The 23,187-nt window shown below is 47.8% G+C and carries 22 protein-coding genes; 12 read left to right on the top strand and 10 right to left on the bottom strand.

The window, feature by feature from the left end; genetic code table 11:
- The first annotated feature begins 119 nt into the window (after nucleotides 1-119).
- The 8 genes from HZB61_06085 to HZB61_06050 all read left to right on the top strand — a co-directional run bounded on the left by HZB61_06085 (nucleotide 120) and on the right by HZB61_06050 (nucleotide 6,896).
- A complete protein-coding gene (locus tag HZB61_06085; protein ID MBI5056165.1) occupies nucleotides 120-1,025 on the top strand; it encodes a sulfurtransferase in 906 nt (301 codons plus the stop codon).
- 70 nt (nucleotides 1,026-1,095) lie between these two features.
- Entirely contained in the window at nucleotides 1,096-1,398 is a 303-nt protein-coding gene (locus HZB61_06080; GenBank protein MBI5056164.1) for a DsrE family protein, read from the top strand.
- Entirely contained in the window at nucleotides 1,395-1,565 is a 171-nt protein-coding gene (locus HZB61_06075) for a hypothetical protein (protein MBI5056163.1), read from the top strand. The genes HZB61_06080 and HZB61_06075 overlap by 4 nt, the downstream gene beginning before the upstream one ends.
- A 263-nt stretch (nucleotides 1,566-1,828) precedes the next feature.
- The gene (locus tag HZB61_06070) at nucleotides 1,829-3,634 is read left to right on the top strand and encodes a glycosyltransferase family 39 protein (protein ID MBI5056162.1); all 1,806 of its coding nucleotides are present in this window, start codon (nucleotides 1,829-1,831) and stop codon (nucleotides 3,632-3,634) included.
- Nucleotides 3,635-3,880: 246 nt separating this feature from the next.
- Complete coding sequence (locus HZB61_06065) at nucleotides 3,881-4,348, top strand: cytochrome P460 family protein (protein MBI5056161.1); 468 nt, start codon at nucleotides 3,881-3,883, stop codon at nucleotides 4,346-4,348.
- A gap of 115 nt (nucleotides 4,349-4,463) precedes the next feature.
- The gene (gene zwf / locus HZB61_06060) at nucleotides 4,464-5,930 is read left to right on the top strand and encodes a glucose-6-phosphate dehydrogenase (GenBank protein MBI5056160.1); all 1,467 of its coding nucleotides are present in this window, start codon (nucleotides 4,464-4,466) and stop codon (nucleotides 5,928-5,930) included.
- Complete coding sequence (gene pgl, locus HZB61_06055) at nucleotides 5,924-6,664, top strand: 6-phosphogluconolactonase (protein ID MBI5056159.1); 741 nt, start codon at nucleotides 5,924-5,926, stop codon at nucleotides 6,662-6,664. The genes zwf and pgl overlap by 7 nt, the downstream gene beginning before the upstream one ends.
- Nucleotides 6,665-6,674: 10 nt before the next feature.
- Nucleotides 6,675-6,896, top strand: a complete 222-nt coding sequence (locus tag HZB61_06050; GenBank protein ID MBI5056158.1) for a DUF2769 domain-containing protein — start codon at nucleotides 6,675-6,677, stop codon at nucleotides 6,894-6,896.
- 8 nt (nucleotides 6,897-6,904) lie between these two features.
- Here HZB61_06050 and proB read toward each other — a convergent pair whose 3' ends face one another.
- Both proB and uvrB read right to left on the bottom strand, forming a co-directional pair.
- Nucleotides 6,905-7,999, bottom strand: a complete 1,095-nt coding sequence (gene proB / locus HZB61_06045; protein MBI5056157.1) for a glutamate 5-kinase — start codon at nucleotides 7,997-7,999, stop codon at nucleotides 6,905-6,907.
- A gap of 100 nt (nucleotides 8,000-8,099) precedes the next feature.
- A complete protein-coding gene (uvrB, locus tag HZB61_06040; GenBank protein ID MBI5056156.1) occupies nucleotides 8,100-10,109 on the bottom strand; it encodes an excinuclease ABC subunit UvrB in 2,010 nt (669 codons plus the stop codon).
- A 145-nt stretch (nucleotides 10,110-10,254) separates the two neighbouring features.
- Between uvrB and HZB61_06035 the strand changes: the two genes are divergently transcribed.
- The 4 genes from HZB61_06035 to HZB61_06020 all read left to right on the top strand — a co-directional run bounded on the left by HZB61_06035 (nucleotide 10,255) and on the right by HZB61_06020 (nucleotide 14,653).
- Nucleotides 10,255-10,545 carry a hypothetical protein gene (locus HZB61_06035; protein ID MBI5056155.1) on the top strand — a complete coding sequence of 97 codons (291 nt, stop codon included), beginning with the start codon at nucleotides 10,255-10,257 and terminating at the stop codon, nucleotides 10,543-10,545.
- Nucleotides 10,546-10,555: 10 nt separating this feature from the next.
- The gene (locus tag HZB61_06030) at nucleotides 10,556-10,834 is read left to right on the top strand and encodes a hypothetical protein (protein MBI5056154.1); all 279 of its coding nucleotides are present in this window, start codon (nucleotides 10,556-10,558) and stop codon (nucleotides 10,832-10,834) included.
- A gap of 121 nt (nucleotides 10,835-10,955) precedes the next feature.
- On the top strand, nucleotides 10,956-12,911 hold the full coding sequence (locus tag HZB61_06025; protein ID MBI5056153.1) for a hypothetical protein: 1,956 nt from the start codon (nucleotides 10,956-10,958) through the stop codon (nucleotides 12,909-12,911).
- Nucleotides 12,908-14,653, top strand: coding sequence for a hypothetical protein (locus HZB61_06020; protein MBI5056152.1), 1,746 nt, complete (start codon nucleotides 12,908-12,910; stop codon nucleotides 14,651-14,653). Before HZB61_06025 ends, HZB61_06020 begins: the two co-directional genes overlap by 4 nt.
- Nucleotides 14,654-14,797: 144 nt before the next feature.
- Here the strand turns inward: HZB61_06020 and HZB61_06015 are convergent, their stop codons facing one another.
- The 8 genes from HZB61_06015 to HZB61_05980 form a co-directional block, all read right to left on the bottom strand.
- Complete coding sequence (locus HZB61_06015) at nucleotides 14,798-15,181, bottom strand: type II toxin-antitoxin system death-on-curing family toxin (protein ID MBI5056151.1); 384 nt, start codon at nucleotides 15,179-15,181, stop codon at nucleotides 14,798-14,800.
- A complete protein-coding gene (locus tag HZB61_06010) occupies nucleotides 15,178-15,426 on the bottom strand; it encodes an AbrB/MazE/SpoVT family DNA-binding domain-containing protein (GenBank protein MBI5056150.1) in 249 nt (82 codons plus the stop codon). Before HZB61_06010 ends, HZB61_06015 begins: the two co-directional genes overlap by 4 nt.
- A gap of 77 nt (nucleotides 15,427-15,503) precedes the next feature.
- Nucleotides 15,504-17,237, bottom strand: coding sequence for a DNA polymerase/3'-5' exonuclease PolX (gene polX, locus HZB61_06005; protein MBI5056149.1), 1,734 nt, complete (start codon nucleotides 17,235-17,237; stop codon nucleotides 15,504-15,506).
- A gap of 60 nt (nucleotides 17,238-17,297) precedes the next feature.
- Nucleotides 17,298-17,963 (bottom strand): endonuclease III, encoded by a 666-nt coding sequence (locus HZB61_06000; protein MBI5056148.1) that lies wholly within the window; start codon nucleotides 17,961-17,963, stop codon nucleotides 17,298-17,300.
- Between the two features lie 155 nt (nucleotides 17,964-18,118).
- Nucleotides 18,119-18,778 carry a septal ring lytic transglycosylase RlpA family protein gene (locus HZB61_05995; GenBank protein MBI5056147.1) on the bottom strand — a complete coding sequence of 220 codons (660 nt, stop codon included), beginning with the start codon at nucleotides 18,776-18,778 and terminating at the stop codon, nucleotides 18,119-18,121.
- A 212-nt stretch (nucleotides 18,779-18,990) separates the two neighbouring features.
- Nucleotides 18,991-21,276 carry a vitamin B12-dependent ribonucleotide reductase gene (locus tag HZB61_05990; GenBank protein ID MBI5056146.1) on the bottom strand — a complete coding sequence of 762 codons (2,286 nt, stop codon included), beginning with the start codon at nucleotides 21,274-21,276 and terminating at the stop codon, nucleotides 18,991-18,993.
- A 207-nt stretch (nucleotides 21,277-21,483) separates the two neighbouring features.
- On the bottom strand, nucleotides 21,484-22,455 hold the full coding sequence (locus HZB61_05985; protein ID MBI5056145.1) for a sulfite exporter TauE/SafE family protein: 972 nt from the start codon (nucleotides 22,453-22,455) through the stop codon (nucleotides 21,484-21,486).
- A 204-nt stretch (nucleotides 22,456-22,659) separates the two neighbouring features.
- Nucleotides 22,660-23,130: an HAD hydrolase family protein gene (locus tag HZB61_05980; protein ID MBI5056144.1), complete on the bottom strand. Its 471-nt coding sequence runs from the start codon at nucleotides 23,128-23,130 to the stop codon at nucleotides 22,660-22,662.
- Between the last annotated feature and the right edge of the window lie 57 nt (nucleotides 23,131-23,187).

Here is a 23,187-nt window from a genome sequence, read left to right as displayed (position 1 = left end):
GCATAATTTCTTTTTAAACTGTTATTAGAACACTTGACATAAAACAAGCACGTATTATTTAATATGGAGGATTATTTTCCGCTATCATCAAAAATAACTTTCATTCAAAAGGAGGAAGTATGTTTTTACGCAAAAAAATCGTGTTTGGTTTTATCGCACTGATGCTTCTGACAGCGCTTGTCAGCGTGAACCAGAATGCATTTGCGGACCCGCTTGGTTCGACCCAGTGGCTGGGAGATAACATTGAGAAGGCCAAATTGGTGTACGTAGGTTTTGTCGGAGATGATGATGTGAAGAAATATGAAGGCAAACACATCGCAGACTCCGCTTATCTCCCGATGGGCGATCTTATGGCTGCCATGAATAATAACGGCGCCCCTGACAAGGCAAAATTCGAAGCCTTGATGGGCAAACTCGGCATAAGCAGAAATGACACGCATGTGGTTTTATACAGCACACCTGCCGCGAACCCTTTTATTTCCGGCGCATACTGGCTGATGAAATATTTCGGCCATAAATATGTGACTATACTGAACGGTTCTCTAGACAAATGGGAGAAAGAGGGCCGCAAGACATCAGCTGACCCAGTAAAAATTTCCCCGGCTACTTACGTGGCAGGTGAAGGCGACAAGTCCATGATGGCAAATGCGGATTACATATTGGCAAATCTCAAGAACCCCAAAGTTGTTGTTGTAGACACCCGCGCTGAAGATGAATATACAGGGGAAAAGGACATTCCATATATAAAAGGTAAAGGCCACATTCCCGGGGCGGTCAATCTGAATTTTTATCCGACAAACCGTGGTGAAGGCGGAGTTTATCAATCAGTTGCTGACCTTAAAGCCGCTTATGAGGCAGCGGGAGTCACACCTGATAAAGAAGTGATCACCTACTGCGAAGGCGGTCCGCGTGCTGCTGACACGTATATTGTCCTCAAAGAGGTCTTACGTTATCCGGATGTCAAAATTTACATAGGCTCCTGGATGGAGTGGGGCAATAATGAGAAGTATCCTGTAGAGAAATAGGAATTTACAATGAAGCCCGGATGGTTGACAGATCATCCGGGCTTTTTTTTCGTGTATAATATTTACTGACATGAAACTCGGCATTTTCGTTAATACAGACAGGCACGCAAAGGACCTGATCGGCTTAACAAAGGCTTCGCAATCAAAAGGGCATGAGGTCATTGTCTTTTTCATGGATGACGGGGTTAAGCTTCTTTCAAAGAAGGAAATAGCCGCGCTGTGCAAGCTGCCTGGAGTCAGCATGAGCTATTGCGATTACTCCACCCAGAAGCTTAATGTGCCGAAAACCGGGGCCTGCGGGGAGATGGTCTGCGGAAGCCAGTATAACAATGCCATGATGAACCACGAGGCCGACAGGGTGATCGTGCTATGAAGGTCCTCCATATCATAAACGATAAGCCGACGGGGTTATCGAAGAAGATCATAGATGCCCAGTCAAAGGCCCATGAAGTGAAAGTTATCGAGCTTTCCAAAAAAAAAGTCTCCTATGAAAAAATTGTTGATGAGATATTCTCTCATGACAGAGTGATCTCGTGGTAGGGTGCCGGCAGTTGTTTAGAGTCTGTCCATAAATTGCCATTTATTTTTTTGTCATGCCCGAAGCCTGCCCTCGAATTTCGTAATCGGGGGTCTTTAATCGGGCATCCAGGACTTTAAAAAAACTGGATTCCGGCTTAAGAACTGCCGGAATGACAATTATACACTGGCACTATATAAATTCGTTCATAAACAGCAGCGCTTGCAGTTCCACCGCACCAAGCATTGAATGACAGAACCGGGCCTTTCATGTAATATACTCAGAAATGTTTCCCGGCAAACAATCTCGCAAAAATATATTCGCCTCCATCCTCATAGCGCTTCTGACATTCTCAACATTTTTTGTTCAATACGCCTGCCGCGCCTTTGACGACAACAGGCTGACAAGCTGGCAGTGGGCTTTTGCAGATGCTGATTTGGTCCGGTTTGCTGTTGTCCTGATCTGCGGGATAGCGGCTGCGTATTTCCTGTCACGGTTATCATCTGGAAATCACCCTGCATCCCCCTTTTACAAAGGAGGACTCCTCTTTCTTCTTTCGTTTGCAGTGAGCGCGGTTTTTTGGGGCGAGCCGGAGCTTTTAGTGGATGCTTCGAGGTATTTCACCCAGGCCAAGCATCTTGAACTGTACGGGATAAAGTATTTCATCAGTGAATGGGGCAGGGAGATCAACGCGTGGACGGACCTGCCGCTCATGTCCTTTTTCTACGGGCTGATCTTCAGAATCTTTGGGGAAGCGAGAATATACATTGAGGCCTTCACGACTTTTTTATTCTCGATGACCGTTGTGCTTACTTGTCTCACCGGGAAAAAACTCTGGGATGAGGAGACGGGGTTTCTTGCGGGATTACTTCTTCTTGGAATCCCTTATTTTTTCCCGCAGGTTCCTCTTATGCTCGTTGATGTGCCCACAATGTTTTTTCTCATGCTCTCGATCTTTACGTTCATTAACGCCCTGAGCAAAGGCGGGATATGGGTCACAGTCTCATCCATTGCCATATTCTGCGCTGTCTTCTCCAAGTATTCGACGTGGGTGATGCTTTCGGTGTTGCCTGTGATATTCCTTGTGCAGAGCAGAGAAGACAGAAAACAGAAGACAGAAGACAGAAGACAGAGCACAGAAGATAACCCCTCCTTGCTCCTCCCCTTAGATAAGGGGAGGTTGGGTGGGGTTATCTGTCGCGGTATCACGGTCTTCTTCATTGCAGGATTACTCATTGCCATTATGGTCTGGATCAAATACGATGTCATATTTGCACAGATAAAATTCCTCCGGGAATATCAGGCCCCGGGATTAAGAAGGTGGGGGGAGAGCTTTGTCTCGACCTTCCTATTTCAGGTCCATCCGTTCATTACACTTGCGGCAGTGTATTCCGTCTTTGAGGCCATACGGAAAAGGGATTTAAAGTTTATCATTGTCGGCTGGCTGTTGTTCCTTATCATACTTCTGCAAATAAGGAGGGCGCGATATGTAATGGTGGCCTTTCCGATGTTGACGCTGATGGCTTCATATGGTCTACAGAAAATCAAAACCGCTGAGCTCAGAAGGTTTACTGTCTATTGCGTAGTTGCTGCTTCGCTTACCGTGGCAATCGCGGCCTACCTGCCGTTTCTGCAAAAGATGAATCTGGTAAACATAAAAGACGCTGGGGAGTTTTTAAACTCAATTGAGGCTGATCGGATAGAGGCCTTCACAATCCCCGCGACAGATACAATCGTCAATATCGCGGTCACGGTACCTATGCTTGATATGTTCACAGATAAAGACATCAAATATAATTACGACGCGAGCTTTACTTTGCCTTTTGAACAGATAAAAGAATCCGCGCTCAGATTTACGTGGGAGTACAGGAATCCGCGGTATTATGAAGACCTCCCTGTGTCCCCCCTTAGCAAGGGGGGAATTAAAGAGGGGTTGCATTCACCTGTAGTCGTTATATCCAACGGGACCGTGCAGAGGCTGCCGGGGAATATTGAGGAGAAAATAAAGGGCCATAAAAAGGCCAAGGTGTTTGACTCTGCGATGGAGATATTCAGCTTCGAACCTGTTGTAACGATATACACCCCTCAGTGACATTTTTCAGGATATGCCACGCATCACGGCCGCTCAAGATATGGACACTATATTTCATAAAAATAATGCGGACGCAAAAAAGATGTGCTATATTTTATTTAAGAAAAGAACCCGGGCAGTATTTACTAATAGTAACCTGTCCATGCTAACCTTTTTAAGACTGAAAGGAGAAAAGAAATGAGAAAGAAGATGCTGATTCTATCGGTATTATTATTTGCCGTGGCTGTGGTGTCTGCTGCCTATGCCATGCATCCTGAGAAAGGTATCGCGGCAATTCCTTATGAGGCAATCATGAAGCATACGCCCTGGCCTGCAGGCGGAGACGTGCGCTATCACATTACAACCCACAAGCCGTACAAGAAATGGAAGAAATGGCCCGGCAAAGGAGAGATGTATCAGGGTAAAGAACCTCACGGGGCGCTTTTAACAACGTATGTAAATGACGCTGCGCTTGATTCAATCAAAAAGGGAAAGGGCATGGCCGGCAAGTCCATAATCGTAAAAGAAAACTATGATGCAAACAAGCAATTGATGGCAATCACGGTTATGTATAAGGCGAAGGATTACAATCCTGAAGGCGGCGACTGGTTCTGGGCAAAGTTTGATCCTCAGTTCAACATCCTCGCAGAGGGGAAGGTTGAAGACTGCATAAAATGTCACAGCACTGTGCAGGACAATGATTATATCTTTACAGGCAAGGTCACGGGTAAATAAATGCGGACAGGTTTATTAAGTCCGGGAGACTGTCTTGACGGCTGAAAAAACCGGTTTCTCAAACGCGTTTTTCTGTGAGATATTGCCTGAGAAGGTAAATATCCAGTCCTTCACGATGGTGATATTCGGCGGCACAGGGGACCTGAGCAGGAGGAAGCTCCTGCCGACATTGTATCACCTTTGCAAAGACCAGCACCTGCCGGAAGAGTTCTCGGTAATCGGGTTCGCGTCCAGCCCCCGCTCTGACGATGAATACCGCGAGTTCGTCAGAAAGGCCATCGAAGAATACAGCGAAGAAGCCATCGACTGGGGATGCTGGGAAAATTTCAGCAGGCATATCTTTTACCTCTCCGGGGGCTTTGAGGATGAAGACAGTTACAGGAGACTTTCCCTGCGGCTTGAAGAAATAACAAAGACTACGGACAAAGGCACAAGAGAAATAATTTATTACATGGCCGTGCCCCAGCAGTCCATGCCGGGGATAATTGACAGGCTTTCAGTCTGCAAGCTCTGCAAAGGCGTGTTCAGCACGCGGCTCATTGTTGAGAAGCCTTTCGGCAGCGACAGGGCCTCCGCCATCGAGCTGAACAGGACCATCGGCAGGGCCTTTGACGAGGGCCAGATCTACCGCATTGACCACTATCTCGGCAAGGAGACGGTGCAGAACATAATGTTCTTCCGCTTTGCCAACAGCATCTTTGAGCCGCTCTGGAACAGGCGCTACATCGACCACGTGCAGATCACAGTGTCCGAGGCAATCGGCATTGAGAACAGGGCGCGGTTTTACGAGAAGGCAGGCGTCATCAGGGACATCGTGCAAAACCACATGATGCAGATCCTGTCGCTGGTCGCGATGGAGCCTCCGATAGGTTTTGAGGCGGATTATATCCGCGATGAGAAGGCAAAGGTGTACCGGACTGTCCGCCAGATGGACAATGAATACATAGACAGGTTCACCGTACGCGGCCAGTACGGGGCCGGGGTGATAGACGGGCAAGAGGTCCCGGGCTATCGCGAAGAAAAAGATGTTGCGCGTGATTCAAACACACCGACGTACTTTGCTGGCAAATTTCACATAGACAACTGGCGGTGGGCGGGGGTCCCTTTTTACCTTCGGACCGGGAAACGTTTAAAAAAACGCATAACCGAGATCAGCATACATTTCAAACAGCCGCCCCTGAAACTTTTCAGCGCCGTATGTGAAATATCCGAGCCCAACGTCCTTGTGCTCGGGGTCCAGCCCCATGAAAATATAACCCTGAATTTCGGCGTCAAGCATCCCGGCATCGGCAACCAGCTTTATCCGGTCAGTATGGACTTCAATTATGAACGTGATTTTCAGGGCAATGTCCATTTCCCCCTGCCTTATGAGCGCCTGCTGATCGACTGTATGAAGGGGGACCAGACCCTTTTTGCCCGTCAGGACGGCGTTGAGGCGATGTGGGCCGTAGTGGACCCGATAATAAAAAGATGGGAAGAGACCCCCGCGCCTGAGCTTCCCAACTATTCAGCAGGGTCATGGGGGCCTGAAAAGGCCGATGACCTGCTCAGAAGCGAAGGCAGGCAATGGAGGATATGGTAAGGGAAGTCCTCATCTTCAAGGACGATGACGAAATGGCTGAATTCGTCATCGAAAAATGGAAAGAGATCTCTCAAGCGGCAATTCAGGAAAGAGGATATTTTACCGCTGCCCTGTCTGGAGGCAAGAGCCCTGCGGTCCTGTATCAGAAACTATCCTGGAATAAAACCCTTCCTTGGGGCATGACGCACATATTCATGGTCGATGAGCGTTTTGTCCCTTATGAAAACGACTGGAATAATCATCGCATGATCAACCGGACGCTCCTGCGGCACATTCCCATACTTCCAAAAAATATCCATCCGATTTTGACCTCGGACACATCTCCGGAGGATGTAGCCAGAAAATATGAAGAAGAGTTAAATGCCTTTTTTAAAAAATGGCACGTGAAGCTGCCGGGGTTTGACCTGGTATTACTCGGCATCGGTGAAGACGGACATACCGCCTCTCTTTTCCCTGATTCGACCGCGCTTCAGGAAACAAAGCGGCTGGCAATCCCGGTCCCGCAATCGCAGGCTGTCTTATACGAAAGGATCACGATAACTTTTCCTTTGATCAATAATTCAGAAAATATCATGTTTTTTGTCAGCGGCAGCAGCAAGGCGAAAATTGTTAAGGATGTAATTGAAGGCGGAAATATTTCACTTCCTGCAGCTATGGTTAGACCCGAAAAAGGAAAACTTTGTTTTCTGTTAGACGAAGGAGCGGCATCGCTTTTAAAGCAAAAGAAAATTTAAGGAGGATATCATGCCAAAAATAGAAGATAACCAGGAGAACGCAGATATCTGCATGAAATATTGCGGCTCGTGCCTGACTTATCCCGGAGGCGGAGAGGCGCTGTTCTGCGCCAGGGGAAAGAGCGCTGCAAAGCCGGATAAGCAGGGATGTAACTGCGGCGTCTGTGATGTGCAGAAAAAATATTTTAACCGGAATATTTACTACTGCATTAACGGGGCCGCTTCAGAGTAGCTTTGTCGTTAAACTAAAACGAGGTTGTTTCTATGCACAACCTCGTCGGAGTATTTATATCCCAGGACTTTCTCGATCTCGGAGGTTTTTTTACCTTTGATACGTTCGAGGTCTTTTGAGGAATAGTTGGTCAGCCCTTTGGCGACTTTCTTTCCCTCTTGATTAACGCACCTCACGTAATCGCCGACCTCAAAGTCGCCTTCTATTTTTATAATGCCGGAAGGCAGAAGGCTCTTGCCCTGCGTGGTCAGCGCGTTCACCGCTCCGTCATCAAGATGGATAACGCCTTTTGATTTCACCCCGTATATGATCCAGCCTTTCTTTGAAGAGATGCGCTGCGCCTTGGGCTGAAAATATGTCCCGGCCTTCTCACCGTTAATAAGACGCGTGATAAGCCCGCCCTTTTTCCCGTTCATTATCACCACGGGAATGCCGTGGCTGTTCGCCTGTTTCGCGGCAAGTACTTTTGAATACATCCCCCCGGTACCGACGGCGCTGCCGGCGCCGCCCGCGATCTTTTCAATGCCGGATGTGATCTCATTAACACACCCGATGAGCTCCGCGTCCTTGTGCGCGGGGTTCTTTGAATAAAGCCCATCGACATCCGACAGGATGATCAGCATGTCCGCTTCTACAAGACTTGCAACAAGCGCGGCAAGCATGTCATTGTCCCCGAACTTTATCTCATCAACTGCTACGGGATCATTTTCGTTGATAACTGGGATCACATCGTAACTCAGCAGGGTGAATAAGGTGTTTTTCGCGTTGATATACCTCTGGCGGTTTTCGATATCGTCTCTCGTCAAAAGCACCTGCGCGACCTTTTTCTGAAATCCGGCGAAGTTCTGTTCATACGCCCACATCAGGCTGGACTGACCGATTGCGGCGGCGGCCTGTTTGAGTTTGATGTCCCTGGGTTTTTCCTTCAGCCCGAGTTTCTTAAGTCCCGCCGCAACCGCGCCGGAGGAGACGATCACAACTTTATGCCCGGCGTCCACTACTTCAGAAATATCTTTTGCCAGCGCGTGAAGCCGCTCAATATTCAACCCCCGCTCCGCAGAGGCGAGGATGTTACTGCCGATTTTTATGACAAGGCGTTTCATGTGAGAAGATTATACCTTACAGGAATTTCTGTTGTCATTAAAAAGATGTTGGATTTAATGATGATAGGTTTCAAAATAATTACTGGCTGTTACCAGCGACTCACGCCTTTATCCCCAGTTCGATCAGTTTGTTCTTGATCGCCTTTATCCGGTCTCTCAGCTCCGCGGCTTTTTCGAAATCGAGTTTCGCCGCGGCCTGCTTCATTTCATCTTCAAGCTTTTTGATCGCTGCTTCATCGCCGTATTCAACCTTTTCCTCCGCCACAACAGGCACGGTCCAGTAGTCCGCTTCGTAGATTGAACTGAGGATGTTCGTTATCTCCTTCTTGATAGACGTCGGCGTTATGTTGTGCTTTTTGTTGTAGGCCTCCTGGATCTTTCGCCGTCTGTTGGTTTCGTCCATGGCATTTTTCATCGAGCCTGTAATTCTATCAGCGTAGAATATGACCATGCCGTTAATGTTTCTCGCTGCCCTGCCCATTGTCTGGATCAGTGAGCGTGTGGAACGGAGAAACCCTTCCTTGTCAGCGTCGAATATCGCGACAAGCGATACCTCCGGGATGTCCAGTCCTTCCCTCAGTAAGTTTACCCCGATGAGCACGTCAAATTTTCCAAGCCTCAGGTCTCTGAGTATCTCCACCCTCTCAAGGGTGTCAATGTCCGAATGCAGATAACGGGCCTTCAAATTCAATTCAGAATAATACTCAGTGATGTCCTCGGCCATTTTCTTTGTCAGCGTGGTCACAAGGACCCTTTCTCCTCTTTCGGCCCTCGTTCTGATCTCACCGAGTAGATCATCGATCTGCCCGGCAACGGGACGCACTTCAATGACGGGGTCCATCAAACCTGTGGGCCTGACGATCTGCTCCGCTATCCTGAGGTTTGATTTTTTGATCTCATATTCAGCCGGTGTCGCAGACACGTAGATCGCCTGCTTCACCCTGTGCTCAAATTCGTTGAACCTGAGCGGGCGATTATCAAGCGCAGACGGCAGGCGGAAGCCGTAATCAATAAGCGTCTGTTTCCTCGACCTGTCGCCTTCGTACATCCCGCCGATCTGCGGGACTGTCGCGTGAGATTCGTCAATGATGAGGAGAAAGTCTTCCGGGAAATAATCAATGAGGCAGAACGGCGGCTCCCCCGGGGCCCTTCCGCTTAAGTGACGCGAATAATTTTCAATCCCGTGGCAGTATCCGAATTCCTTGAGCATCTCCATGTCAAAGCGCGTCTTCTGCTCAAGCCTCTTTGCCTCAAGGTGTTTGTCCTGCCTGAGAAAAAAAGTGAGCCGTTCATCAAGTTCTTTGTTGATCTCTTTCATGGCACGCTCAATTCTCGGCCTTGGCGTTATCCAGTGGCTGTTCGGGTAGAGTGCGATCTTTTCAAGACGCCTGATGGCCCTGCCCGAGAGGGAATCAAACTCATGCAAACCGTCAATGTCGTCGCCGAAGAATTCCACCCTCAGCGCGTTGTCGCCGGAGAACGACGGAAATATCTCGACAACATCTCCCCGCACCCTGAATGTCCCGCGTTTGAAATCCTCGCTGCGGTCATAAAGCATGTCCACAAGCTTTCTCAAAAACGCGTCCCTCTCGGTGCGCATCCCCTCCTCAATTAAAAGATGCATCCCCATATAATCCTCAGGCGAGCCGATGCCGTAAATGCACGAGACCGAGGCGACAACAATAGTGTCGTTTCTCTCCAGCACGGAGCGTGTCGCCGCGTGCCTCAGCCTGTCAATGTCCTCGTTTATCATGGAGTCTTTTTCAATATACGTGTCGGTGGATGGCAGGTAGGCTTCAGGCTGATAGTAGTCGTAGAAGCTCACAAAATATTCCACCGCGTTTTCAGGGAAGAAGGACTTGAATTCGCCATAAAGCTGCGCAGCAAGGGTCTTGTTGTGGGCGATGACGAGAGTCGGTTTGTTCACATTCTCAATGACGTTAGCAACCGTAAATGTCTTGCCGGACCCCGTGACGCCTAACAGCACCTGGTGCTTGTGGTTTTTCAGGATGCCTTCATTAAGCATCTCAATCGCTTTCGGCTGATCACCCGTGGGCTTGAAGTCCGAGGTCAGTTTAAAAGTGCCGGAGTTTTTACGCTGAGCTAACAAGGTAATTCCTCTTTGTAAAGATTCAGAATTATTGTAGCATGTTTAAAATAACAAAGAAGTAGTTGCCGTTCACGACTCTGAAACCTTTGACATAGATAAATCAAAGTAATACAATCGGAGGTAATGCCCGGAAGGAGATAAACTTATGAAAGTCAGAGCGGCAAAAAAGAAAATAACGGACGAAGAATATTACGACAAACGGGGCGTCCTGGGCGAGATCATCGAAGAGGACGTTGCGGTCAGCCTCGACGAGGCACTCAAACGAGACATCATAACGCGAAAGCGGAAGAGAAAACTGCGGAACGTAACTATCAAGATCGACCCGATGTATCTTGTCTCAATAAAAAAAGTCGCTACGCAAAAAGGTATCCCGTATCAAACCCTGGTGCGTCAGTGGGTCGCCGAGCATATCCGGAAAGAGTTGAAGATAGCGTAAAAGGGGAAGTATGTTGTCATCAGAAATTCGCGCCCTGACCAGACAAATACAGGCAATTAAAAAACAGCAAAGACAGATGGGATTGTTTTGTGAAGACAGAGAGCTGCTCTCATGCCCTCGCTGCGATATTGAGGAAGACGTAACTTTCGAGGGATTTCTGATCGTCAGTAATCGAGCAACACCGGGTGTTGACACAGGAATGAGATTTTCAGCAGTTGATGAGCGGAAAGGGCGTTATCGCTGTCCGGGGTGCGGGGAAGAGGTTGCGGTCCCTGAAGCGGAGATATGAGGCAAGGAAAACAAACAGCTCTTCGCTTCAAGATATAAACTCTATCTGCCCAGCGAACGGCAACTCATAGAAGAGATTGAGAGGGAGAAGGAGATGATTGTGAGGGAGCAGGGGGTGAGGTATGGAGGATAAAGATCAGTCAATGATAATAGTCGGTGAATGCGCGTTTGACCTTCACATGAAACAATCTGAGGAATTGATCTGCGACCTACCTGTTGAAGATGCGGAAAATCTGAAATCATCACACAAGGAAACAGATGATTTCGTCATCGATGGTAACACTCTTCGCTTTCCCTCGATAGAGGCACGGAACCGTTGCGTTGCCGCGTATGTATTCCAGAAGAATCGGCAGGCATTCTCAGATGATGCTCAAAAGTGGATTGGGACAGCATATGACCTTTGGCGATGCGAGATTGGCATGGCTGATAGTGCATCAGGCGGCCTGCTCTCTTTTGTCAATGAATCAGAAGATATATTTTCCATTGCTGCAAGCGCAATTGAAAATGAATCAATGCAGGTATTTGATGTTCTTCATGTAGTAGAGGCTGCGCTGCCTTATATAAGTAATTTACCCGTAGACGGGATTTTTACGCTCTGCTCTGCACAACACGAACAAACCAAGAATGATCTTGCCGCTGGTATGTTTTTCAATAACATTGAAAAGGTTTTGGTTGTTCAGCCCGATACCTGTAAATCAATCCATGTCCGCCTCAGATCTGAAATATCAGAAGCAACGGCTGGCCTATATACAGTCGTATTCTCGGCGCTTGCTAAATCATTACCCAATGAAGCTGTCAAACTCGCACTCGAAGACACGCAAGCCGCAAACATAATTCTTAAGAGTGCCGCCTTGTGGACTCTTGGGCGACTGCTTGCGTTGACAATAATCACAGCAGATGCAATTCCAGCAGTATCAGCTATCGTCATCATGAATATGTCGAATCCCGTTGAGCGAGTTCGTCATGCCGCTATAACCGTTGCAGCCCATGCCGTTCCAGTCATAGGTGCATTTGATGACACCCTGACTAAGCTTGGAGAGTCTGGTGATCAAGATGTTCTTGCCGCAATTGCTGGTATGTTGATGATGAATACAAATGGGATGAAAGGGACGGATAGCTTCAACAAATGGGTTCGATTGCTATGTAAACTGTTACCGGAGACAAAAGGTGGTATTGATAATTTCGATTCTGTTCTTTATCAGTTGATCAGTGACGAATCGCAGCAGCAGTTTGTTATCTCTTGCTTAACTGATTGGGTCCAAGCTAACGCAGATAACTCGCCGAAAGATAAGTCGATGACAAAGTTGTTTGACTCGACAACATCTAAACTGATCAAACACCCGGCATTGCTTTCTCAGATAATTACTGACTGGTTTCTTTCAGACAGTAGACGACTTGCCTCCGCTGCTGCCGGATTACTGTCTTATTTAGGGGTGCATGGACTAAAAAACCCAGAGTACAGCAGTTCGCGGCTCGATCTCTCGGAGCTAAGCGATCTGCTGTTTTTGGCAAGACGTACGCTTGGGTATGTTTACTCTGAGAATCACCTTCTATCGCTCACGATGTCTTTTCTCAAAACTAAAGATGCAGAGCATCGCACATTCGGAATTGTTCGTTCCTTATTCGTTGAAGAGATAGGACAAGACTTCCCGGAGTCGACAGTCGAAGCACTTGAGGCAGCAAAAAAGCTAACAGAAGAGAGTGAATTGATTGCTTTTTACTCAAGTATAATTGAAGCTATCGAAAGCCGTATTAGAAAACTTGAAGCATTGCCGCGTCTTTCAGAATTAAGACCTCCACCCAGCCTCCAGCGTCAATTTGCAAAAGCACGTGCAAAGCAGATGAACACAATGGCAGAGGAATCTCAAAAGCAATCCATCTTTCATCAGCTTGTAACTCATATACCAATAAAAGCTGGAATCGGGTCGTTCAGTTTTCACGACGGAGGCTATACTGACACTAGTTATCTCCAGTCGTTCTCACATCAAGTTGCGGTACCCAGACGACATGCAATCGATACGGTGGGGTATGAAATAAGTCGGCTATTGTTTCGGCTTGCGAAAAGAGGTGAATCATGAAATTGATTCTTGCACAGTACCTGCGAAGTCTCAAGGAACGGGACGAATTTGATAAGCTTCTCCCAGACCTTCTGATGGTGATGGGTTACGTTCCAATTTCAAAACCGCAAACCGGAATTCGTCAATTCGGTGTTGATTTGGCAGCAGTAGGTCTTGCGCCTGAAGATGGCATTCAGGAATTGCTGTTATTGGTAATCAAGCGTGGGGATATAGGCCGTAGCGAGTGGGATTCAGGCCCACAGTCTGTTCGACAGAGCTTGAACGAAGTTATTGATGTTTACTTGAAAACGCATATTGAACCCGCCCACGAGTCAATTAGGAAAAGAATCGTCCTTGCTACGACAGGTGACTTAAAGCAAGATACTCAGATCAACTGGGATAACTACGCAAAGGAACACTCTATGCGGGCTCTTTTCAGCTTTTGGGGTGGCGACATGATTGCATCACTCATTGAGCAACACATGCTGAATGAAAATATTTTCAACACGGAAGATAGAGCGCATCTTAGGAAAGCCCTCGCCTTAGCGGGCGAACTCGATTATGACCAGAAGGACTTATATCGATTGTTCCATCGGCAGTTAAGATTGACGGATGAAGGTGAGCGGGTGGACACCGGCAACGGATCGCAATATATAGTAAAAGCTTTACGAGTTATTAATCTTTCTGCACAGGTTTTTTCACGATGGTCAGAGGAAGAGGGCAACTTGAAGCAGGCGCTTGTAGCCTCAGAACGCGCCTTGCTTTGGTCCTGGCATCGAATACAGCAAGAAGAAGAAAACGACAGACGTCGTTATTACCAGGAATTTAGTGATCTATTTCAAAGCTATAATGCGGTCGCTCACCGGTACTTTGAGAAACTTCAAGGGCATCTATATGTGCAAGATGGGTTATCCGGATACTGCCGGGAAAACGCTGAATTTTCTCTGGTAGTTTTTGAGCAAATTGGTCTGCTTGCATCAATTGGACTCTGTCGAATTTTAGCCGCTGCAGGAGATGAGGAGACCCGGAAGACCGAGCTTAATAACGCAGCTATTGTTGCCGACGGGCTGACAGCATTGCTTAAAGACAATCCTGTTTCAGGCTCTCCTCGACTTGATATCCAGATAGTAGACATTGTGCTTGGAATGCTCCTGTTGGTTCTTACAGGAAATATCTCTCAAGCTCAAAATTGGCTTGCTGAACTAGTCAAGCGCGTTGACTACACTTTTAAGCGCAAGCGAGATTTCCCAATCTGTACCGATTCAACAGATGATTTGGTCAAAGCAACTGTTTTCGGAGATGATGAGATTGCTACTCGTCTTATGAGCACATCTTGGCTGCTACCGACGATTGCAGGATGGTCTGTAATTTTAGAACGGCACGATCTCTATGATGTGCTGACGAAAAATTCAAAAAAGGACTACGCTGAGATATGTCTTCAGCTATGGCATCCAACAAATCAAGACTTTTTCAAACATCTTTATTATTGGACTGCTTATCATCATTGCGGAGAGTCTGAAGCCCCGATTGTTTTGCCAGATGATGCAAGAGAGTTTCGCGCTCGGATGGAAGGCATTCTTAAATCAGAACGCCACAATGTCATCGCTTCGTCAACGGCGGGTAAGGCAGGAATTTCAGCAATCGACTTGATTGCATGCAGGCATTTTCGTACTCCAGTGGCACCGTTTTTCTGGTATAAACTTTTGCAACTCAAAGAATTAAACTCGATGGAGGAGAGTTCAGAAGCACCCCCTCTGACATAACACTATCCAATGCCACATTTTCCATATTGCAGAAGAGCAAAAGCTGAAATAGTGCATAAGTACCGCAGCGCATAACAAAAGAAGAACGACGTAAATTTTTCAAAGCGCGCTATTGGTCTTTCGTACTATGGCTCTTGCCGGGTATTATTGTTTTAAGGAATTGATCTTGAACCACTTAACAGCCGCTTCAAAGGAAATTTTCCCGGTAGCCATTCTGAGTACGAATCGCTCAAGCTCCTTCTGCGAGGCTTCCAGTGAGTAACCGTTAATTCTCAAAAAAATACCTGAAGCTGTTATAGCGGTCCTCTTATTGCCGTCGATAAAGGGATGGTTTTTTATGAGTGATTCCATCAGCGCGGCAGTTTTATGGAAGATATCGGGATAGAGGTCTTTGCTTTCGAATGTTGCCTGTAGTCTTGATACGGCGGATTGAAGGAGACCTAAATCCCTGACGCCGTGAGCGCCGCCTGTTTCATCAATAAGCCTGCTGTGAATAAACAGCGCCTGTTCCGCGGAAAGACATTTCACTTTTTTGCAAGCTCTTTGAGCGCAGGCTCATACTTCTTTATAAATTCGTTAACCTGAGAAACAAATTCCCTGTCAACACCTTTAGGATATTTCTTTTTCCTGACGGGCTCTACTATTATCCTTGATTTGTTCTCGTCAAGTTTTACATCCACATCCGAGCCGACTGACAGATCAAGCTTTTCAAGGACGTCAACGGGGATGGAAACCCCCCGGCTGTTTCCTATTGAACATATTTTCCTGTGCATCAACACCTCCTCAAAATGTTATAACATGATTATAACACAACCCCGCGCCCGCACCTTTGTTCTATTGCACTTCTGCGCTATTGCGCTTTTGCACTTTTCTTTTTTCTCAATCTCTTCATCAACGCCTCATACCCCAGCGTATTCAAGACATCCTTCTTCTCAGCCCAGCCCCTTCTCGCAGTGCCTATGCCGTAGGTCATAAAGTCAAACTGGAACGTGACGTGGGTGTCTGTATTGATCGAAAGCGCGATCCCCATTTCTTTTGCCTTCTTGACATACATGTCACTCAAGTCGAGTCTCAGCGGATAGGCGTTTATCTCGATTGCTGTGACTGTTTCTTTTGCTGTCTTTAAAACTTCTTCCATATCTACTTCATATGCCTCGCGCTCTCCGATGATCCTTCCGGTCGGATGGGCGATGATGTTGACGTACGGGTTCTTCATGGCGTAGACAAGCCGCTTTGTGAGTTGTTCCTTAGATTGCCTGAACCCTGAATGTATGGAGGCGATGACAATATCAAGCTTCTTCAAAACATCATCGGGATAGTCCAGTGTCCCGTCACTTTTGATATCCATCTCCGTGCCGGAAAGGATTTTGAAGCCTTTTAATTTTTTGTTCAGAGCCTGTATCTTTTTATTCTGCTCAAGCACCTGCTCGATGCTCAATCCCCCGGCTACGCCGAGTCCTTTTGAATGGTCTGTTACAGCAAGATATTCGTAGCCCCTCGCCTTCGCGGCTTCAATAAGTTCCTCTATGTCGTGGCTCCCGTCACTGTCAGTGGTATGCACATGGAGGTCGCCTTTTATGTCCTTCAACTCGATAAGCTTCGGCAGATTGCCTGTAAGGGCCGCTTCGATCTCTCCAGTATCCTCACGTATTTCAGGCGGGATGTACGGCATACCAAGTATTTTATAGACATCTTCCTCATGCTCTCCGCCTAATTTCTTGTCCGTCTTGACATCGAAGACGCCGTACTCATTTATCTTCATTCCCTTTTTCACAGCCATCTCGCGGAGCCTTATGTTATGCTCCTTGCTGCCGGTAAAATAAGCTAACGCCGCGCCGAACGAGTCTTCCTCCACAACCCTCAAGTCCACCTGAATTCCTTCAGCGGTGATAACGCTTGATTTCGTCGGCCCCTTCATAAGCGCTTCCTTTACCTGCGGCAGATGGACGAACACGTCCATCACTTTATGAGGGTCTTTTGAAGTTGCAAGTATGTCAATGTCATGTATCGTGTCCTTCCAGCGCCTGAGGCTTCCTGCAATGCTCAATTTATTAATGAAAGGTTTTCCCTTCAGCTTCTCCACAATCCCTTCGGCAACAGGCAGCACTCGCCCCAGGGGGAAACGTCCAGTGTGCCGCTTGATCATCGCGATCCCTTTGAGGATGTTCTCTTCTGTCTTTGCCTGAATGCCGGGAAGGCCTTTCAGCTTTCCTTCCTTCGCGTATTTCTCAAGGTCGTCCACATCTTTAACATGAAGCTTGTCAAAGAGGAGCTTCGCAGTCTTCGGGCCAAGACCCGGAACGGAGAGGAGGTCAACGAGGCCGGAGGGCACTTCCTTTTTTAATTCTTCATAGAATGTTAAATGACCTGTCCCGACATACTCATGAATCTTGTTTGCAAGGTCAGCCCCGATGCCCGGAATCTTTTGCAATTCTTCCGCGGATATTTCCGTGACGTCTTTGGCAAGCCCGTCAATGTTCTGCGCCGCGCGCCTGTACGCGCGAATCCTGAAAGGGTTGTCACCTTTGATCTCAAGAATATCAGCAATGTCGTTGAAGATCCTGGCGACCTCCTGATTTTTCATAGATAAAGTATAGCATCCATTCTGCGGCAGGGGCGGGTTTTAAACCCGCCCCTGCATTTTCTATCGATGGATTGTCACTCCAACTTTTTCGCAATATTTTTCAATGCTGCATTTGCTGCACAATGGAGAGACCGGCCTGCAGATGCCCTGGCCGAATGCGACGAGCAGGCCGTTTATTTCGAGCCAGTATTCCTGAGGGATTTTTTCCCGGAGTGCGAATTCGGTTTGTTCAGGCGTCTTTGTTTTTACATAGCCCCATCTGTTTGTAATTCTATGCACATGGGTATCAACGCATATTCCAGGTTTCTGATAGCCGAGGGTGATGACGAGGTTCGCGGTCTTTCTGCCGACGCCTTTTAGCTTCATCAACTCATCCAGATCATCAGGGACTTTTGAATTGCAATTCTTGATCAGCGCCTTGCACAGTTCTTTTATCCTCTGCGCCTTTACTTTATAAAACCCGACCGGATAGATCGCCTTCTCAATTGTCTTCATTGGAAGCTTTGACATTGTCTTCACGTCAGGCGCAAGATTGAAAAGCCTTTCAGAGGCTGCGCCTGTTGTCCTGTCCTGTGTGCGCAGGCTCAGTATGCAGGAGATGAGGACTTTAAACGGGTCCCTGTCCCTGAAGGATTGCTGCACCATGTTCTCAAGCCACGGCACATCAAGCCCGCTCACCTGCTTTTTCAATTGAGGCCACAACTTATGTATTGCGCGAGTGTCCATTATAAAATCACAGACATGAGAATTAGCCACAGATTTCACAGATAAACACAGATTAAAAAAATAAACTTCTACATAAATCCGTGTGAATCCGGGTAATCCGTGGCTAATTCAGTTTTTATTTTCCTCCGTGCCTCAGTGCTCTCAGTGGTTAATTCTTAGTTATTCGCAACTATAATCGTGCTGTACCCTTCATCGGCAAGTTTTGCCGCGACGGAATAGGCGTTCTTGTATTCCCTGAATTCACCCATTCTCACCCTGAAGAATTTCTGCCCGTTAACATTGGCGGTTGTAATGTAGACATCGCTGTATTTAAATTCGAGGCCCTTCTTAAGACGGTCGGCGTTTGGCTGCTCAATGAATGAACCCACCTGGATGGTCAGGCCGCCGGATGACGCTACAGGTTCAAAGGGCAATCGCTTGGCGTAACGCATGTCCCTTCCGAGATATTCTATCTTCACAGCGCCGACGCCTTTTCCCATGAGGCCGATCTCTTTTGCGGCACCATAGGAGAGATCGAGGTCCCTGCCCCAGATAAACGGCCCCCTGTCATTGACGACCACCTCAACATATTTCTCGGTATCAGGATTTGTGACCCGCAGTTTCGTCCCGAAATCATAAGTCTTGTGCGCGCACGTCATCCCGTACATATCGTATCTCTCGCCCGATGAAGTCGGCTTCCCGTGAAAATCCGGCCCGTACCACGAGGCTGTGAGATAATCTTCCCCTGTACGGGGCTTGTTTTCCCTGTGAGGGAAAGGGGCGCAGGAGAAGAGGAGGGTGGTGAGGAGGATGATTATGGAAAGTTTGCTTTGCATATTATCTTATTTTAATTGAAACGATGTACTGTCGTCAGCAGATGATGGAAACACACCCCTTTGTCCCCTCTTGATAGAGGGGAGACAAAAACAGGAACATAGTTTCCCATGTTCCTGTTTGATGTCTTCTTATGTTCGTATGACGTTTTATAAATATTTTCTGACATTTTAGAAAAAGGCGAGGCATCGCCTCGCCTCTAAAGGTTAACTCATCATGAACATTTCGTAAACCCGCAGTCTCTGCACACTGCGCAGCCGCCTTCGTGTTCTACGGCCCCTCCGCAGTCGGGGCAGGCGCCGCAGAGCATTATATTTTCTTTGCTCTCTTTATGCTCTTCGTGATGCGAGCCGTTGCCGTTGCCGTTTTTCTTGGCGCCGCGTTCAGCGTATCTTTCGATGGCCTTTGATATGGCGTCGGAGCAGGATGAGATCTTCCCGCCGTTGGCCCACGCGGGGCTGTGGCAGCTGATGCCTTTGAGATTTTTGACAAGCTCTTCGGGTTCTATGTTGCTCCTGAGCGCGAGACTCACGAGCCTTCCGATCGCCTCTGCCTGGCTTGATGCGCATCCGCCTGCCTTGCCCATCTGAGTGAAGAGCTCAAAGAGGTTTCCCTCCTCATCTTCATTGATGGTGACATACAGGTTGCCGCAGCCGGTCTTCATGAGCCTTGTTGTGCCCGTGATGACCTCGGGCCTTTTCTTCGGCGTTATTTTATGGTCCACGACCTGTTCTTTTTGTTCTTTACCCTTTGTTCCCTGCTCTGTTTTTCCGGTGGAGAGCACCTGCTCTTCCCTTGAACCGTCCCTGTAGACAGTGACGCCTTTACAGCCGAGGCCGTAGGCAAGGAAATACGCGTCTTCCACCTCTTTCGGGGTCGCGTTGTGAGAAAAGTTGACGGTCTTTGAGACCGCGTTGTCAACGTGTTTTTGAAAGGCCGCCTGCATCCTGATGTGGTCCAGCGGGGATATGTCGTGCGCCGTGATAAAAAACTTTTTCACATCATCGGGAACCTCAGTGATCCCCTGAAGGCTTCCCTTTTCCGCGATCTTGTCGATAAGCTCCCTGCTCCAGAAGCCGCGCTCTTTCGCGATCTTTTCAAAGATGGGGTTGACCTCATAGAGCTTTGTGCCTTCAAGGACGTTGCGCACAAACGCTACCGCAAACAGCGGCTCAATGCCGCTTGAACATCCCGCGATTATCGAGAGAGTCCCGGTTGGCGCGATGGTTGTTGTAGTGGCGTTCCTTAAAGGGGTTTTGTCCCTGTAAATGCTGACCTCGAAATTAGGGAAGGTCCCCCTTTCATCGGCCAGAAATGACGACTGCTTTTTGCTTTCGGTCTGTATGAATTTCATCACCTCGGTCGCGAGCTTTGAGGCGTCTTCCGAATTGTAGGGGATGCCAAGCTGTATCAGCATGTCAGCCCAGCCCATTACACCGAGCCCTATTTTACGGTTTGCCTTTGTTGATTCTTCGATCTTCTTCAGCGGATATCTGTTGATGACAATGACGTTATCAAGGAAATGCACGGAGCGGTGCACGGTCTCCCTCAGGGTGTCCCAGTCCACACCAGCGGCGCGGGACGCGTCATACCTTATGTGTTTTGCAAGATTGATCGAGCCGAGATTGCAGGACTCGTACGGCAGAAGGGGCTGCTCGCCGCAGGGATTGGTGCTTTCGATCTGCCCGACCGAGGGAGTAGGATTATACTGGTTCATCCTGTCTATAAAAACAACGCCCGGCTCACCGTTTTTCCACGCGTGCTGTACTATCAGGTTGAAAACCTCTCTTGCCTTGAGCCTGCGCACGGGCTGTTTGGTGTGGGGATTTATCAGATCGTACTCTTCATCTTTTTCGAGCGCCTTCATGAAGGTGTCCGTTATGCCGACTGAGAGATTGAAATTATTCAGCCTGGAATTGTTTTCTTTGGCGGAAACGAATTGGAGGATATCAGGATGGTCCACACGGAGAATGCCCATGTTCGCGCCCCTTCTTGTGCCGCCCTGTTTTATGGCCTCGGTCGCTGAATCAAAGACCGTCATGAATGAAAGGGGCCCCGAAGAGATCCCCTTTGTAGAGCCTACGATGTCGCCCTTGGGCCTGAGGTTGGAGAATGAAAAGCCTGTGCCGCCGCCTGATTTGTGGATCAATGCCGCGTTTTTTACCGCCTCGAAAATGGATTCCATGGAGTCTTCAACCGGAAGCACAAAACACGCGGACAACTGTCCAAGCCGTCTTCCCGCGTTCATGAGAGTCGGACTGTTTGGGAGGAATTTTGATGCCGTCATCAGATTATAAAATTCATTTTCTATGGTTTTGACTTCGGCCTCGGATTTCGCGTAGTTCAGTTCTACAGAGGCAACGGTCTTTGCGACTCTCCTGAACATGTCCTCCGGGGCTTCAACGGTCCGCCCTTCCTCGTCTTTCCTGAGGTATCTCTTTTCCAGGACCTTTAATGCACTCGGTGTTAACTCAAGATGTGTCGTGACCATTTCCGCCATAATTCCTCCCTTTTTTTGATTAAAAGGCCATTTATTTAATACGATTTTTCAAAATTTATCCAGCTTAATTTTACCCTCTATTTAGAGGTGCACTGCAATTAAACCACAATATGTAGTATAAGTCAAGAGGAAAATACATATTTTAAAACTCGTTGATTTTAATGAGGTTTTACTGTGCAAAGCAGGTTGATGAAATGTGGATTAAAACTAAAAATACTGAACAATATATTTGACCGCCAAAAACAGGATCGCAAGCCCGAGTATCATCTTTATAAATTTCTGAGGCACAAACTTCTGGAACCTCGCGCCCAGGTACACACCTGCAAAACCGCCCGCGCCGAAGAGAGAGCCCAGCAGCCAGTCAGGCGACGTGGCAAGCCCTTCCCTTACGGGCATGATGCTGTAGAAGGTCACTCCGGCGATGGACGTTAAAAAGGTCCCCATCAGCGCGGCCCCGGCAACTGTGTAAACAGGCAGATGAAAGACCGCCACGCAGAAAGGAGCGATGATCGCGCCGCCGCCGATCCCGTAAGTGCCGCCGATAACGCCCACGAAAAATGCAAGGACAAACATTGCCGGCGTGCTGAATGAAAACCTCTCCCCCCAGAATTCGTATTCCACTCTTGAGAGAGTGAAAGAGATTGTCTTGACAACCGCGTCTTTCGGCAGCCCCGATGCGAGGCGCGCGTTCTGCTGTTTTTTAATTTCTTCCGCCCGCTGTTTAAATTTATCTTCCAGCGCCTTGCTCTTGCTTTTCCCTGCCGCTGCCTTGCCGGTCACTTCATAAAAAAGACGGCTCCCGATATACAGCAATACACACCCGACAAAGAGCTTGAACGTCCGCGGATCAGGAAGATAAAGGACCCGGAGATAGTAACCTATAAACACACCCGGCAGGGTCCCGACAATAACAATCCAGGTCAGTGGCCATGCCATGCGGCCTTCTTTTAAATAGCGGTACACCCCGCTTGGAATGGCGACAATGTTGAAGACAAAGTTTGTTGCGCTCACAGAAGGGCTGGTATATTTAAGAACGCTCATCTGGAAAGGCAGGAGCAGGAACGCGCCAGACACGCCTCCCATTGATGTGAAAAAAGAGACAACAAGCGCAACAAGCGGCGGGATGAAGATCGAGGTCTTGACCCCTGATACTGGAAAAATGAACTCGAATATATCCATCGTCTCTCCCCTTCTTCCGAAAGACACTTTTACAATGATGCAAATGTTGTGAAAAAAATTATTTACCGATACCTTGGTCCTGCAACAGATATATTTAATCTGTAATTTGCAAACATGCTTGAAGATTTTTCAAACCCGGTGTGCTTTAAAAAATTTATCGGATTAAATAAATTTTTGAACAATGTTTGCATCATTGTAAGCTTGTCAGTATCTCAGCGTCGCCTTGATCCGTTTTGGATTGAGAAGCAGATCAAGCCCTGAAGTTATGCTTGTGACGTGTATGTCCCCCGCCATCAGTATATCAACCGCGCAGCCTTCTCCTTCGGTGACTGCCACCCCGATCCTTGCGACCCGCAGCATTTTCCTATCATTGTTGCCGTTACCGAACGCGATCACGGAAGACGGGCCGAGCTTTTCAACATATTCTTCTTTCTGGAGATCGTGGTACTCTCCTTCAAGTATATGCACCTTACAGGGGAGTCCCTTTAATTCCAGCAACGCGGTGCCGAACGTATCGGATGTCAGCACATGTATGTCCAGGAATTCCGATATCTTGAGGAAGCGCTCTTTAACGCCAGGGATAAGCGTCCCGTTGAATGATAGGGTCCCGGTGAAATCTGTGACAAGATGCTGGAGCCTTACTGCGCCGAAATTAGGTATGTCAATTTCAAGCATAACTTCCCCCCGCTGAAAAATTTTGAATAAATAATATCAGGAATCAACGTGAATATG

It is taken from the genome of Nitrospirota bacterium, from assembly GCA_016214845.1.
GTDB lineage: Bacteria > Nitrospirota > Thermodesulfovibrionia > UBA6902 > UBA6902 > SURF-23.
Note: the sequence above shows the minus strand (reverse complement) of the source record. Positions and strands in the feature narration are given on the sequence as shown.

Excerpts from the sequence above, each read along its gene's own strand:
- HZB61_06030 (MBI5056154.1), top strand. The coding sequence starts at position 10,556 with ATGTTGTCATCAGAAATTCGCGCCCTGACCAGACAAATACAGGCAATT.
- pgl (MBI5056159.1), top strand. The coding sequence starts at position 5,924 with ATGGTAAGGGAAGTCCTCATCTTCAAGGACGATGACGAAATGGCTGAA.
- HZB61_05980 (MBI5056144.1), bottom strand. The coding sequence starts at position 23,130 with ATGCTTGAAATTGACATACCTAATTTCGGCGCAGTAAGGCTCCAGCAT.
- HZB61_06080 (MBI5056164.1), top strand. The coding sequence starts at position 1,096 with ATGAAACTCGGCATTTTCGTTAATACAGACAGGCACGCAAAGGACCTG.
- HZB61_06035 (MBI5056155.1), top strand. The coding sequence starts at position 10,255 with ATGAAAGTCAGAGCGGCAAAAAAGAAAATAACGGACGAAGAATATTAC.
- HZB61_06085 (MBI5056165.1), top strand. The coding sequence starts at position 120 with ATGTTTTTACGCAAAAAAATCGTGTTTGGTTTTATCGCACTGATGCTT.
- HZB61_06000 (MBI5056148.1), bottom strand. The coding sequence starts at position 17,963 with ATGGACACTCGCGCAATACATAAGTTGTGGCCTCAATTGAAAAAGCAG.
- HZB61_06065 (MBI5056161.1), top strand. The coding sequence starts at position 3,881 with ATGCATCCTGAGAAAGGTATCGCGGCAATTCCTTATGAGGCAATCATG.
- HZB61_06050 (MBI5056158.1), top strand. The coding sequence starts at position 6,675 with ATGCCAAAAATAGAAGATAACCAGGAGAACGCAGATATCTGCATGAAA.
- HZB61_06020 (MBI5056152.1), top strand. The coding sequence starts at position 12,908 with ATGAAATTGATTCTTGCACAGTACCTGCGAAGTCTCAAGGAACGGGAC.
- HZB61_05990 (MBI5056146.1), bottom strand. The coding sequence starts at position 21,276 with ATGGCGGAAATGGTCACGACACATCTTGAGTTAACACCGAGTGCATTA.
- HZB61_05985 (MBI5056145.1), bottom strand. The coding sequence starts at position 22,455 with ATGGATATATTCGAGTTCATTTTTCCAGTATCAGGGGTCAAGACCTCG.
- HZB61_06010 (MBI5056150.1), bottom strand. The coding sequence starts at position 15,426 with ATGCACAGGAAAATATGTTCAATAGGAAACAGCCGGGGGGTTTCCATC.
- HZB61_06075 (MBI5056163.1), top strand. The coding sequence starts at position 1,395 with ATGAAGGTCCTCCATATCATAAACGATAAGCCGACGGGGTTATCGAAG.
- proB (MBI5056157.1), bottom strand. The coding sequence starts at position 7,999 with ATGAAACGCCTTGTCATAAAAATCGGCAGTAACATCCTCGCCTCTGCG.
- polX (MBI5056149.1), bottom strand. The coding sequence starts at position 17,237 with ATGAAAAATCAGGAGGTCGCCAGGATCTTCAACGACATTGCTGATATT.
- HZB61_06070 (MBI5056162.1), top strand. The coding sequence starts at position 1,829 with ATGTTTCCCGGCAAACAATCTCGCAAAAATATATTCGCCTCCATCCTC.
- HZB61_05995 (MBI5056147.1), bottom strand. The coding sequence starts at position 18,778 with ATGCAAAGCAAACTTTCCATAATCATCCTCCTCACCACCCTCCTCTTC.
- zwf (MBI5056160.1), top strand. The coding sequence starts at position 4,464 with ATGGTGATATTCGGCGGCACAGGGGACCTGAGCAGGAGGAAGCTCCTG.
- HZB61_06025 (MBI5056153.1), top strand. The coding sequence starts at position 10,956 with ATGGAGGATAAAGATCAGTCAATGATAATAGTCGGTGAATGCGCGTTT.